An 11,909-nucleotide genomic window follows, 5' to 3' on the forward strand; every position below is an offset into this window, starting at 1 on the left:
ATTTAACGGCGAGTCAGTGTTTAGCCGATATCTCTGATGCGGGTAATTTTAAAAACGGACGACAGTTAGCAGCGTGGATAGGATTAGTGCCGCACCAATACTCCACTGGCGGTAAAACCACGTTGTTGGGGATAAGTAAGCGGGGTAACAAAGCGTTAAGGACCTTGTTTATCCATGGAGCACGGTCAATTTTATCGAGGCCAGACGTTGCGGTTGCGGTGTTTGGCGAATGGATACTTGAGCTTAGAGCGAGAAAGCCATTTAATGTCGCAGTCGTAGCATTAGCGAATAAATTGGTRCGAATAGCGTGGTCGGTGTTATCGACCAAGCAAGCCTTTGAAATAAGAGTTTAACCCGAGTTTGCAGATGATAGAGAAGATGACAGAACGGTCAGACCACTAGATTGAAGACCTGACAATAAAAACAGCAACGCAGTATGCTTTGGGCTTTTTGAGGACAATCTAGCGCGGAACTCATCGTGGAGCGGGTGGTAAGCACCTAATGAAGACTCCGAATACATTAGCGCAAACCAACCTCGTTATCGAAAATATCATTTGCAATAACGAGGCTGACCATACATTTTATTGGCTGTAATTTACCCTTAAAGGTGATTTTTATTCTATAGTGGCAAATAAATCATGTAAGAGCGGTTAGCTAAATTGCGGTCTGAGCGCTAATTTACAGCCGTGTCATTTGTTTGAGAGAAAGTGATGATAGATACCCATGCCCATCTCGACCTAGCGGATTTTGATCATGATAGAGCAGCTTTGTTTGCCGCGATGCGCGCAAATGGGGTAGATAACGCTATTATTCCTGGGATTAGCGAGTCATCTTGGGCTAAACAGCTAGAGGTTGCCAGCGAGTTTGACTGTTATTATGCCTTAGGTATCCACCCTTGGTATGTACCTGCTGACATTTCTCAAGCAGTGGCTGCGTTAAATAATCTTATCGCTAAACATCGGGCTAACCCAAGGTTTGTTGCCCTTGGGGAATGTGGTTTAGATAAACTTCGACATTGGTCGCCATCACAGTTGGATTTACTCGAAGCTCAATTAGCATCAGCAATTGATTGGCAATTACCGGTGATTTTACATGCGGTAAAAGCTCATCCTGAGCTATTAGCTATGTTGAAAAAATACCCTAACCCTAAAGGCGGGGTTATTCATGGCTTTTATGGCGCCCCAGAGCTGGCAAAATCTTATATTGAACTGGGGTATAAATTGGGAATAGGTGGGTTAATCATGAGCCCTAATGCCAAAAAGTTACAAAAAACGGTTACAGAAGTTGATATTGAACACTTCATAATAGAAACCGACTCTCCCAGCATGGCGCCCTATAATTCACCAGATAAACGAAATACTCCGCTTCAGTTAACAAGTTTTGTTGAACAGATGGCAAAATTACAAAAAAAAACCACTGTTTTAATTATGGAACAACTAGAGAGGAATGCGCGACAACTGTTTGAGCTGTAATTCTTTTTTTTTAAACACAGCGGTTGGTGGGCGTTGCTGTAGGATAAGATCCTGAAATTAAACTCTAAAACTATGAACTAATCCACGATTTTCATCTGCTCGTCAGTTATAATCACTAACTGAAAATAGGTGAGTTAACAACAATTATACATATCGTTAACAAATTAAAAAGGGTCGTGATTAATGGATATACTAATGAGTCTAGTAGGTGTGGTTACCATACTAGCAATCGGTTATGCACTATCAAATAACAGAAAAGCAATTAATGTGCGTACTGTTGGTGGTGCTTTAGCAATTCAAGCATTCTTTGCTGGTTTCGTATTATATGTACCAGTCGGGAAAGACATTTTACAAGGCATGTCTGATGCCGTATCTAGCGTAATTGGTTATGCGCAAGCAGGTATTAACTTCGTATTTGGCGACTTAGCTCAATTCAAAGTTGGCTTCATTTTCGCGGTAAATGTTTTACCGGTTATTGTTTTCTTCTCTTCATTAATCGCTGTACTTTACTACTTAGGCATTATGCAGTGGGTCATCCGTATTATCGGTGGTGGCTTACAAAAAGCATTAGGTACTAGCCGTACAGAGTCTATGTCAGCAACAGCTAACATCTTTGTTGGTCAAACTGAAGCGCCTCTAGTTGTTCGTCCATTTATTGCGACTATGACTAACTCAGAGCTATTCGCAATTATGGTTGGTGGCTTAGCATCAATCGCGGGTTCAGTATTAGCGGGTTACGCGCAAATGGGTGTACCAATTGAATACTTAGTTGCAGCATCATTCATGGCGGCTCCTGGTGGTCTGATGATGGCTAAACTAATGCATCCAGAAACTGAAGAAGCTGTAAATGACATGGCAGATCTTCCTGAAGATCCTGATAAGCCAGCTAACGTGTTAGACGCTGCAGCGGGCGGTGCTTCATCTGGTATGCATTTAGCACTAAACGTGGGTGCAATGTTGATTGCCTTCGTTGGTTTAATTGCAATGATCAACGGTATCATCGGTGGTGTTACTGGTTGGTTTGGTCTTGAAGGCATTACCCTTGAGCTAATTCTTGGTTATATCTTCATGCCATTAGCATTCTTAATCGGTGTACCTTGGAACGAAGCACTTGTTGCTGGTTCATTCATCGGTCAAAAGATTGTTGTAAACGAATTCGTTGCTTACCTAAACTTCGCTCCTTACTTACTTGATGCTTCTGCAGAAGGTTTCAAAGTAGTTGCTGAGACTGGCATGATGATGTCTGATAGAACTAAAGCTATCATTTCATTCGCATTATGTGGATTCGCTAACTTATCATCTATTGCTATTCTATTAGGTGGTTTAGGTGCAATGGCGCCTAGCCGTCGCCACGACCTTGCTAAGCTTGGTATCCGTGCCGTTATTGCTGGTTCACTAGCTAACTTAATGAGTGCAACATTAGCAGGTTTATTCTTAGCGATTTAATATTCGTTATGGTTTAAACCTAGTTAATAAAAAGGCCGTTATTATCTGATAATAACGGCCTTTTTGTATTTAAAAGCAGTCGCGAGTATATCTTGTGGTGATGCTATATCACTAACTTATAATTTATGCTTGTGCTTGTGCTTGTGCTTGTGCTTGTGCTTGTAGCTGTGATTAGGGGGTTAACTGCAAATGGCCTTGTTTTGCCTAGTCTTGTTTTGTTTTGTCATCAGATGTTTACTGAGCTTGCTCTCTATGGTGTTTGTTGCGGCTTCTGGGGTTTTAACTTAACGGGAAAACATTCGCGCACTACCCTGAACGTCATAATTAAAGCTTGTCAATTTTAAAGGTCGTTATTATCTGATAATAACGGCTTTTTTTTGTCGATTAAACATAGGCGCGACCATGAAGTTTACTTCATTAACTGTTGCTACAGGTGTTTATGGCATGTTAGTTGCTGTGGTTTTTTATAATGTTTTGGGTGCTTTTGGTGGTTTTATAGATTATTTAATTATTAGTTGTTAGTGAAAAGTGTGGATATTGTTCACATTTTGGGATTAAGTATTCGTATTTTGTCTTTTTTGTATTGAGCTTTTAGCCGAAATAGGTACAATGCGAACGTTTATAAAAAACGCCACCCACGTAGGTGGTAAAAAACAAATATCAATGGGGTTGATAATGAAAAACGTTAAAACTTTAGCTTTAGCTGCTACAACTATAGCTGCAATGTCTGCACCTGCAATGGCTGCTGACCGTACCGATTTACGTTCTGGTGATTACAGCTGGATGCAGTTCAATGCAATGTACGCATTTGACGAATTACCAAGTGCTGGCGAAAGTGGTCACGATTACTTAGAAATGGAATTTGGTGGTCGCGCTGGTGTTGTTGATTTATACGGTTACGTAGACGTATTTAACTTATTCACTCAAGATTCAGGTGACAAAGGTTACGGCGAAAGCAGAATGTTCATGAAGTTTGCACCTCGTTTCTCTTTAGATGCAATCACAGGTGTTGATCTTTCAGTTGGCCCTATCCAAGAAGTTTACTTCTCTACTCTATTCAACTGGGGTGGCGGTGCAATCGGCGAAGACGTAAACTCTTCTTTCTGGGGTTTAGGTGCTGACGTTATGGTTCCATGGTTAGGTAAAACTGGCATGAACTTATACGCTCATTACGACATGAACGGTAAAGACTGGAATGGTTACCAGTTCTCTATGAACTGGTTCAAGCCTGTTCACAATTTTGACAACGGTACTTTCGTAGCGTTCCAAGGTTATGTTGATTACCAATTTGGTGCTGACGACGAGTATGGTGATGAGTTTGTACCTATGAGCTCTAACGGTGGTGCTGCTTACTTCGGTCTACACTGGCATTCAGACAACTACGCGCTAGGTTATGGCCTAAAAGGCTATAAAGATGTTTACCTTCTTGAAGATGGTGCTGGCATCGTTGGTCTAGACACAACTGGTTGGGCTCACTACCTAACTGCTACTTACAAGTTCTAAATTAACTTGTAAGCACTTGGGGCCACAGAAAATGTGGCTCCAAATTTTATAAAATATGTTAGTATTTACTTAAATACATCCTAAAATTTGATACAGTGTATTTAGTTAAATATTAACGTCCAAACAGAGTTTTATTTGAACTAATATTTTATGAGAAAGTCATAAAATGTTCGACATAAATAGTTTGGATTGATTTGCGCGCTAAAAAGGAATTTTCGCGGAATGGATGAAGCATACTTCATTGTTTCACCTCTTCCGGTCTTCAAGGATTCAAGTCGTGGTACTCGTTATCAGATTGAATACTTAGTTCAGTAACTTATCAACTAATTTACTGGCAATGCTCGAAGGCCCGGCCTCACAATTAAACTACTGCCAGCTTTATGCATTGCCAAAACAAGATTAATTTATTTTTTGTTTCGGAGAGCAAACATGAGTGATTTAAAAAAAGCAGCACAACTTGGTATCTCTTTAATGGATTTAACCACATTAAACGACGATGATACTGATCAAAAAGTCATAGATTTATGCCACAAAGCGAATACCGCTGCTGGCCATACTGCTGCAATCTGTATTTACCCGCGTTTTATCCCAATTGCTCGCAAAACGTTAAACGAGCTAGATTGTGAAGACATCAAAATCGCGACAGTGACTAACTTTCCGCATGGAAATGACGATATTGCCATAGCAGTATTAGAAACCCGTGCAGCAGTTGCTTATGGCGCAGACGAAGTTGATGTGGTTTTCCCATACCGTTCATTAATGGCTGGTAACGAGTCTTTAGGTTTTGAGCTGGTTAAAGCGTGTAAAGAAGCCTGTGGCGACCAAGCAATTTTGAAAGTGATTATCGAATCAGGTGAGTTAAAAGATGCAGCGTTAATTCGTAAAGCATCTGAGCTTTCAATTGATGCAGGTGCAGACTTTATCAAAACATCAACCGGTAAAGTACCGGTTAATGCCACACTTGAAGCTGCAGAAATCATGTTAACCGTGATTAGCGAAAAGAACACCAATGTTGGTTTTAAACCAGCCGGTGGTGTACGTGACGCGGCTAAAACTGCCGAGTTTTTAGGTTTGGCTGAACGCATTCTAGGTGCTGACTGGGTTACTCCTGCACACTTTAGATTCGGCGCTTCAAGCTTATTAACTAGCTTACTTCATACTCTTGAGTTAGCCGATGCGCCTGCTGGTGCACAAGGTTACTAATCAAAGTTAGTATTGTACGGTTTTGACATAACGATTTAGCATGCACCGAATAGATCATTTAAGTCCATTCGGTGCCTTATTGTTGTAGCAAGATGGCTCAATAAATTCATCTTGCTGGAGGAAGTAACATGTTTCTCGCTCAAGAAATTATTCGTAAAAAACGTAATGGTGATGCATTAAGCGCAGCTGAAATTCAATTTTTTGTTGATGGCATTACCCAAAATACCGTTTCAGAAGGCCAAATAGCCGCTTTTGGTATGGCTGTTTATTTTCAAGATATGAACATGGATGAACGTATTGCCTTAACCACAGGTATGCGTGACTCAGGTACTGTATTAAACTGGGATGCACTGTCACTTGACGGCCCCATTATTGATAAGCACAGCACCGGCGGTGTTGGTGATGTCATTAGCCTGATGCTTGGCCCAATGGCGGCGGCATGTGGTGGTTATGTACCGATGATTTCAGGTCGCGGCCTTGGTCATACTGGCGGCACCTTAGATAAATTTGATGCCATTCCAGGTTACCAAACCGAGCCATCAAGTGAGTTATTTCGCAAAGTAGTTAAAGAAGCTGGCGTTGCCATTATTGGCCAAACCGGTGATTTAGTCCCAGCCGATAAACGTTTCTATTCTATCCGTGATAATACCGCAACCGTTGAGTCTATCTCGTTAATTACCGCTTCAATTCTTTCTAAAAAACTCGCAGCAGGCTTAGATGCTTTAGCTATGGACGTTAAAGTCGGTAGTGGCGCATTCATGCCAACTTATGAAGCCTCTGAAGAACTTGCTCGCAGTATTACTGCAGTGGCAAACGGTGCTGGCACTAAAACTACCGCTTTATTAACTGACATGAACCAAGTGTTGGCATCATGTGCCGGTAACGCGGTTGAAGTGCGTGAAGCGATTAACTTTTTAACTGGCGCTTACCGTAACCCACGTCTTTACGAAGTCACTATGGGCTTATGTGCTGAAATGCTAGTACTTGGCGGCATTGCGCAAAATGATGCTGACGCACGTACAAAATTAAATACTGTTTTAAATAATGGTAAAGCGGCTGAATTTTTTGGCCGTATGGTATCAGGCCTTGGCGGGCCAGCAGATTTTGTTGAGTCTTATGACAAATATTTGCCACAGGCGAAAATTATTCGTCCTGTGTATGCCAACAAACAGGGTTTTGCTCATAGCATGGATACCCGAGAGTTAGGTTTAGCGGTAGTGACCTTAGGTGGTGGCCGCAGAAAGCCTGGCGACGCATTAGATTATAGCGTTGGATTAACAGAAGTATGTGCACTAGGTGATGAGATATCAGCTGATAAGCCTATCGCCATGGTACATGCTCAATCTGAAGCCGCTTTCGAAGAAGCCTCTGCTGCCGTTCAGCAGGCGATTAACATTGAAGATTCTGCGCCAGAAAAGACGCCTGAAATCTACCGTTATATCCGCGCTTCAGATTTATAATGGAGTAAAAATTATGAAACGTACATTTATATTAATGTTGGATTCTTTTGGTGTTGGTGCAGCCACTGATGCTGAAAAATTCGGAGATACAGGTTCAGATACCTTTGGTCATATTGCCAAAGCCTGTGCTGAAGGCCGTGCCGATATTGGCCGTAAAGGACCATTAACACTGCCTAACTTAGCCAAACTTGGCCTAGGCCATTTAGGCTTTGAAAGTACGGGTAAATTCGCCGATGGTTTCGCTGATAATGTCGAGGTGATTGGTGCCTATGGCCATGCGGATGAATTAAGCTCAGGTAAAGATACCCCGAGTGGACACTGGGAAATGGCTGGTGTGCCTGTATTGTATGAATGGGGTTACTTTTCTGATTTAACCAACTCTTTTCCAAAAGAGCTTACGGATAAAATCCTCAAACGTGCAGGCTTAACCAACTTTTTGGGTAATTGCCATGCCTCTGGTACCACCATTCTAGAAGAACTTGGCGAAGAGCACATGCGCAGCGGTAAGCCAATTTTTTATACTTCAGCAGACTCTGTGTTTCAAATTGCCTGTCATGAAGAATCATTTGGTTTAGAAAACTTATATCGCTTATGCGAAATCACCCGTGAAGAGTTAGAGCCATACAATATTGGCCGCGTGATTGCGCGTCCATTTGTGGGCAGCGGCCCTGAAGATTTTGCTCGCACAGGTAATCGTCATGATTATGCGGTATTACCGCCAGCGCCAACGGTACTTGATAAGCTTAAAGATGCCGGTGGCGAAGTGGTCAGTATCGGTAAAATTGCTGATATTTATGCCAACAGCGGTATTACGCAAAAATTTAAGGCAACGGGCCTTGAAGAGTTATTTGATGCAACCCTTGAGCAAATCAAGCGTGCTGAAGATAACACCATTGTATTTACAAACTTTGTCGACTTTGATTCTCACTACGGACACCGTCGTGATATTGCCGGTTACGCCAAAGCACTGGAATACTTTGACCAACGTTTGCCTGAGTTATTAGCCTTACTTAACCCTGATGACCTGTTATTACTGACAGCAGATCATGGTTGCGACCCTAGCTGGGTTGGTACTGAGCATACCCGTGAACGTGTTCCTGTGATTGCTTTAGGCGCGGGTTTAGCTGCCGGTTCATTAGGCCGTAGAAACAGTTTTGCCGACATTGGGCAGTCGATTGCGAGTTATTTCAAGCTTGAACCTATGGATTATGGTGAATCTTTCATTAATTGATGATTCAAATGCCATCTACTAAGGTTAATTTGTTAATAAATATAGTAGAATCACGTCCGGCAGCGAAGGGGATGACTTTGCTGCCCACATATAAAGATATACGATAAAAATATAGGGGTTTTCCATGGCTACACCACATATTAATGCTGTTGACGGTGCATTTGCTGAAACAGTTTTATTCCCAGGCGATCCATTACGCGCAAAGTACATTGCTGAAACATTTTTAGAAAATGTAGAGCAAGTTACTGATGTACGTAACATGCTTGGTTTTACTGGAACATATAAAGGTACTCGTGTATCTGTAATGGGTTCTGGTATGGGTATTCCATCATGTTCTATCTATGCACATGAGCTTATTTCTGATTACGGCGTTAAAAACCTAATCCGTGTGGGTTCATGTGGTGCAATTAGCACTGACGTAAAAGTACGTGATGTGATTATCGGAATGGGCGCTTGTACTGACTCGCAAGCAAACCGTTTACGTTTTAAAGGTCAAGATTTTGCTGCGATTGCAGATTATGGCTTAATGAATGCGGTAATTGAATCAGCTAAAACGCACGAAACTAAAGTGCGCGTAGGTAACGTTTTCTCTGCAGATCTATTCTACACTCCAGATCCTTCTATGTTCGATACCATGGAAAAAATGGGTGTACTTGGGGTCGAAATGGAAGCGGCAGGCCTTTACGGTGTTGCACATGAACTTGGCGCTAAAGCATTATGCGTAGTGACAGTTTCTGACCATATCAGAACTGGTGAAAAAACCACTTCTGATGAACGTCAAAATACTTTCAACGAAATGATTATCATGACATTAGATGCAGTAGTAACTCTGTAATTTAACGTTATTCATGACTAGTCCTGAAATAAGTTGACACTTTTTTCAGTTTAAAACGCTCGATGAACTTCATCGGGCGTTTTGTATTTTAAGGCCATATGTGGCCTGCGTTGATTATAGATTGCTACAGACTCAGCAACCATTCTTTTTGCATCTGCAAGGTCATTTGGTTTGCTAATCAGGTACTCGTTTTTAAGTATTCCGTTTATCCGCTCTGCGAGTGCATTTTGATAACAGTCATAACCGTCCGTCATTGAGCAGGTGACGCCGTACTTATGGTGTAATGCTTGGTACTCTGCTGAACAATACTGTATGCCTCTATCTGAATGGTGAACAAGGACATCACTGCTTTGTCTATTTCTTAATGCCCGCCTAAAGGCTTGCTTGACTGAGCTCGTCTTCATGTTGTCATCAACTTGATAACCCACTATTTTTCGAGAGTAAGCATCTGTCACTAGACTGATATAAGTTTCTCCGTAAGCGTCCGGTGAACTACGCCTTGCTTAGATTAACGCGCCAGGGTAAAAGGCTATTGAGGTCACAGTTTGGATGGGATAGCTGCTCCAAGCAGTGTTCAATGTAATCGAATGGCGTTAGCCCATTGGCTTTGGCCGTTTCTATGATGCTGTACAAAATAGCACTGGCCTTTGCACCACGATGATTGTGGTTAAACAGCCAATTCTTACGCCCTATCACAAATGGTTTTACTGCGCGTTCTGCACGGTTGTTGTCTATATTGAGTCGGCTGTCTTCTACGTAACGACTGAGCTTTGCTTCAAGACTGAGTGATTGTATTTGCGTTTCAATCCGGTACAGCTTAGCTATCATGCTCAATGCCATATCTGCCTTGCTGACTTTGCTTGTTTTAGTTTTTCCTTGCGCCACTATCGCTTCTTTAAATTTACGTCGTGCATGCGCCCAACAGCCTACGAGTCTGTCATTGGCTCGTTGGTAAGCCGCGTAGCCATCGACCTGTAAATAGCCATTAAACACCGTTTTTTCAATGGACAGAAAATGACTCACGCACGTACTCGCGCGGCTACCGTCTTGATAGTCGTATAGAACGATGCTGTTTAACTCTTGATATCGAGGCGCAATACTCGGCCCATCCGCACCTGAGCAATACACCCACATGTAGGATTTTACACGCTCATCGTTAATCACTTTGAGCGTAGTCTCATCTGCATGGATGACTTTTTGCTTTAGCAGCTGCTGGTGCAGTAAATCATATAAGGGTTTAAACAAGGCGGCTGATTTCATCATCCAGTCTGACATCGTTTGGCGACTTAATTCGATACCATGCTGTTTAAATAAGGTTTCTTGTCGATAGAGTGGCAACGCATATTGATATTTGCTCGTGATAAGCTGGCTCAATAGACTTGCCGTGGCAAAGCTTTTGGGGATTGGACTGACTGGAGCTGGCGCTTGTTTGATGTTGGTCTGGGTACCTTGCGCTTCGCAGTGTTTGCAGCTGTACTTCAACCTAACGTGCTCAATCACTTTAATTTGTGCTGGAATAAACTGGAGTTTCTCGCTGCTATCTTGCCCCATCAAGGTCAACCGATGACCACAGGCACACTGTTTATCTGCTTCGCTAATATCATGAGTAATAATTTCACGAGGCAGGTCTTTAGGTAGTAACTTACGTTTTGCTCGTTTTTTAGGGGGAACGGACTCATCAACAGCGGTTAATTCAGCAGGCTCATCATTGATGACTTCAGCTTCGTTAAATACCTCACCTTGATAATCATGGGTTTCACTGCTGGCCCCAAAACGTTTTTGCTGCGCTTGACGGAATTGCTCAAGTAACCGCTGCATGGATTGTTTAAGCTCAGTGATTTCAGCATCTTTAGCCGCCAACGTCTCAAGCAATAATTGCTTAAGTAAATCAATATCGTTGGGTAGGTCATCGAGTGCTAATTTCATGAGGTAATTATATCAAATGTCAGCCTAAACAAGGCCATTACAGTGATCTCATTATCGAAAACTTCATACGTAATGGCGATCAATCAACTGTAACTCAAGCCCTTAACTTGACGGTGTCCCAATACATCAAACCCTGAGAGCAGCCAATGAAACTCTTGCTCTGATAAGCTCATGCACTCATCTTTACTCTGCGTTGGCCACTTAAATTTGGCCTGTTCAAGGCGCTTGTACCAAAGCGCAAAACCTGTGCTATCCCAGTACAAGATTTTTAATTTATCACGACTTTTATTACAAAAAACAAACACGCTGCCATCGGTGGCCTGTAGCGACAGTTGTTGTTCAATGATAATGGCCAGGCCATTTATCGACTTGCGAAAATCCACGGGCTCACGATGCAGATAAACACTGGGAAGCTGCTGAAACATCAACATGCTTGCAGGCCTTTTATAATCTCAAGTAGGTAATTTGCTGGCAACGAGCCTGGGAAAGTCCATAAGCCAGTTTGATGCTGTAAACAGATAACTTGTTGAGCATCGCTAACTTGGGTTTGGCTCGTCACATCTGTTGGCGTTGCCACTGTTACTTTAGCAAAAGGCATGACCGTTTTAATTTTAGCCTTGTTGGCTTTACGGGCATAAAAAGTACTGGTACTTAATTTATGCTGACGACAGAAAGCCGTGATCGTTAAGCCGCTAGCGGGCTGCTGTTTTATCAAAGCAGTCCAATCTTCATGAGAACGTTTAGCCATATTAACTCCTGATGTATAGTCAGGAGTTAAAATAAGGGATCAATGAAAGCAGTTGAAGATGTACTTGTCCGGACGTTTACGTTTC

General features: G+C 42.2%; 11 protein-coding genes and 1 pseudogene. 8 read left to right on the forward strand and 4 right to left on the reverse strand.

Going from position 1 to position 11,909, the window contains the following annotated elements; genetic code table 11:
• The 8 genes from BM739_RS19530 to deoD form a co-directional block, all read left to right on the forward strand.
• A partial coding sequence (locus tag BM739_RS19530) for a transposase (protein WP_139326935.1) occupies positions 1–353 on the forward strand: 353 nt, incomplete at its 5' end.
• Between the two features lie 357 nt (positions 354–710).
• Positions 711–1,472, forward strand: a complete 762-nt coding sequence (locus tag BM739_RS19535) for a TatD family hydrolase (protein ID WP_076543287.1) — start codon at positions 711–713, stop codon at positions 1,470–1,472.
• Between the two features lie 183 nt (positions 1,473–1,655).
• Positions 1,656–2,918, forward strand: a complete 1,263-nt coding sequence (locus tag BM739_RS19540) for a NupC/NupG family nucleoside CNT transporter (protein ID WP_076543288.1) — start codon at positions 1,656–1,658, stop codon at positions 2,916–2,918.
• A gap of 675 nt (positions 2,919–3,593) precedes the next feature.
• Positions 3,594–4,421 carry an outer membrane protein OmpK gene (locus BM739_RS19545; protein WP_076543289.1) on the forward strand — a complete coding sequence of 276 codons (828 nt, stop codon included), beginning with the start codon at positions 3,594–3,596 and terminating at the stop codon, positions 4,419–4,421.
• Between the two features lie 429 nt (positions 4,422–4,850).
• The gene (deoC, locus tag BM739_RS19550; RefSeq protein WP_076543290.1) at positions 4,851–5,624 is read left to right on the forward strand and encodes a deoxyribose-phosphate aldolase; all 774 of its coding nucleotides are present in this window, start codon (positions 4,851–4,853) and stop codon (positions 5,622–5,624) included.
• 128 nt (positions 5,625–5,752) lie between these two features.
• Complete coding sequence (gene deoA / locus BM739_RS19555) at positions 5,753–7,084, forward strand: thymidine phosphorylase (RefSeq protein ID WP_076543291.1); 1,332 nt, start codon at positions 5,753–5,755, stop codon at positions 7,082–7,084.
• 13 nt (positions 7,085–7,097) lie between these two features.
• Entirely contained in the window at positions 7,098–8,315 is a 1,218-nt protein-coding gene (locus BM739_RS19560; protein ID WP_076543292.1) for a phosphopentomutase, read from the forward strand.
• Between the two features lie 124 nt (positions 8,316–8,439).
• On the forward strand, positions 8,440–9,150 hold the full coding sequence (gene deoD / locus BM739_RS19565) for a purine-nucleoside phosphorylase (RefSeq protein WP_076543293.1): 711 nt from the start codon (positions 8,440–8,442) through the stop codon (positions 9,148–9,150).
• Between the two features lie 50 nt (positions 9,151–9,200).
• Here deoD and BM739_RS19570 read toward each other — a convergent pair.
• From BM739_RS19570 to BM739_RS19585, 4 genes and pseudogenes are all read right to left on the reverse strand, one after another.
• Positions 9,201–9,617: pseudogene (locus BM739_RS19570) on the reverse strand (IS3 family transposase); the annotation flags it as partial.
• A gap of 25 nt (positions 9,618–9,642) precedes the next feature.
• Positions 9,643–11,076, reverse strand: a complete 1,434-nt coding sequence (locus BM739_RS19575) for an IS66 family transposase (RefSeq protein WP_076543294.1) — start codon at positions 11,074–11,076, stop codon at positions 9,643–9,645.
• 83 nt (positions 11,077–11,159) lie between these two features.
• Complete coding sequence (tnpB, locus tag BM739_RS19580; protein WP_076543295.1) at positions 11,160–11,507, reverse strand: IS66 family insertion sequence element accessory protein TnpB; 348 nt, start codon at positions 11,505–11,507, stop codon at positions 11,160–11,162.
• On the reverse strand, positions 11,501–11,824 hold the full coding sequence (locus BM739_RS19585; RefSeq protein WP_076543296.1) for a peptidase: 324 nt from the start codon (positions 11,822–11,824) through the stop codon (positions 11,501–11,503). Before BM739_RS19585 ends, tnpB begins: the two co-directional genes overlap by 7 nt.
• Positions 11,825–11,909 lie beyond the last annotated feature (85 nt).

Origin of the sequence: Shewanella sp. UCD-KL21, assembly GCF_001957135.1 — a bacterium.
Classification (GTDB): domain Bacteria; phylum Pseudomonadota; class Gammaproteobacteria; order Enterobacterales; family Shewanellaceae; genus Shewanella.

Excerpts from the sequence above, each read along its gene's own strand:
- BM739_RS19535 (WP_076543287.1), top strand. The coding sequence starts at position 711 with ATGATAGATACCCATGCCCATCTCGACCTAGCGGATTTTGATCATGAT.
- BM739_RS19540 (WP_076543288.1), top strand. The coding sequence starts at position 1,656 with ATGGATATACTAATGAGTCTAGTAGGTGTGGTTACCATACTAGCAATC.
- BM739_RS19545 (WP_076543289.1), top strand. The coding sequence starts at position 3,594 with ATGAAAAACGTTAAAACTTTAGCTTTAGCTGCTACAACTATAGCTGCA.
- deoC (WP_076543290.1), top strand. The coding sequence starts at position 4,851 with ATGAGTGATTTAAAAAAAGCAGCACAACTTGGTATCTCTTTAATGGAT.
- deoA (WP_076543291.1), top strand. The coding sequence starts at position 5,753 with ATGTTTCTCGCTCAAGAAATTATTCGTAAAAAACGTAATGGTGATGCA.
- BM739_RS19560 (WP_076543292.1), top strand. The coding sequence starts at position 7,098 with ATGAAACGTACATTTATATTAATGTTGGATTCTTTTGGTGTTGGTGCA.
- deoD (WP_076543293.1), top strand. The coding sequence starts at position 8,440 with ATGGCTACACCACATATTAATGCTGTTGACGGTGCATTTGCTGAAACA.
- BM739_RS19575 (WP_076543294.1), bottom strand. The coding sequence starts at position 11,076 with ATGAAATTAGCACTCGATGACCTACCCAACGATATTGATTTACTTAAG.
- tnpB (WP_076543295.1), bottom strand. The coding sequence starts at position 11,507 with ATGTTGATGTTTCAGCAGCTTCCCAGTGTTTATCTGCATCGTGAGCCC.
- BM739_RS19585 (WP_076543296.1), bottom strand. The coding sequence starts at position 11,824 with ATGGCTAAACGTTCTCATGAAGATTGGACTGCTTTGATAAAACAGCAG.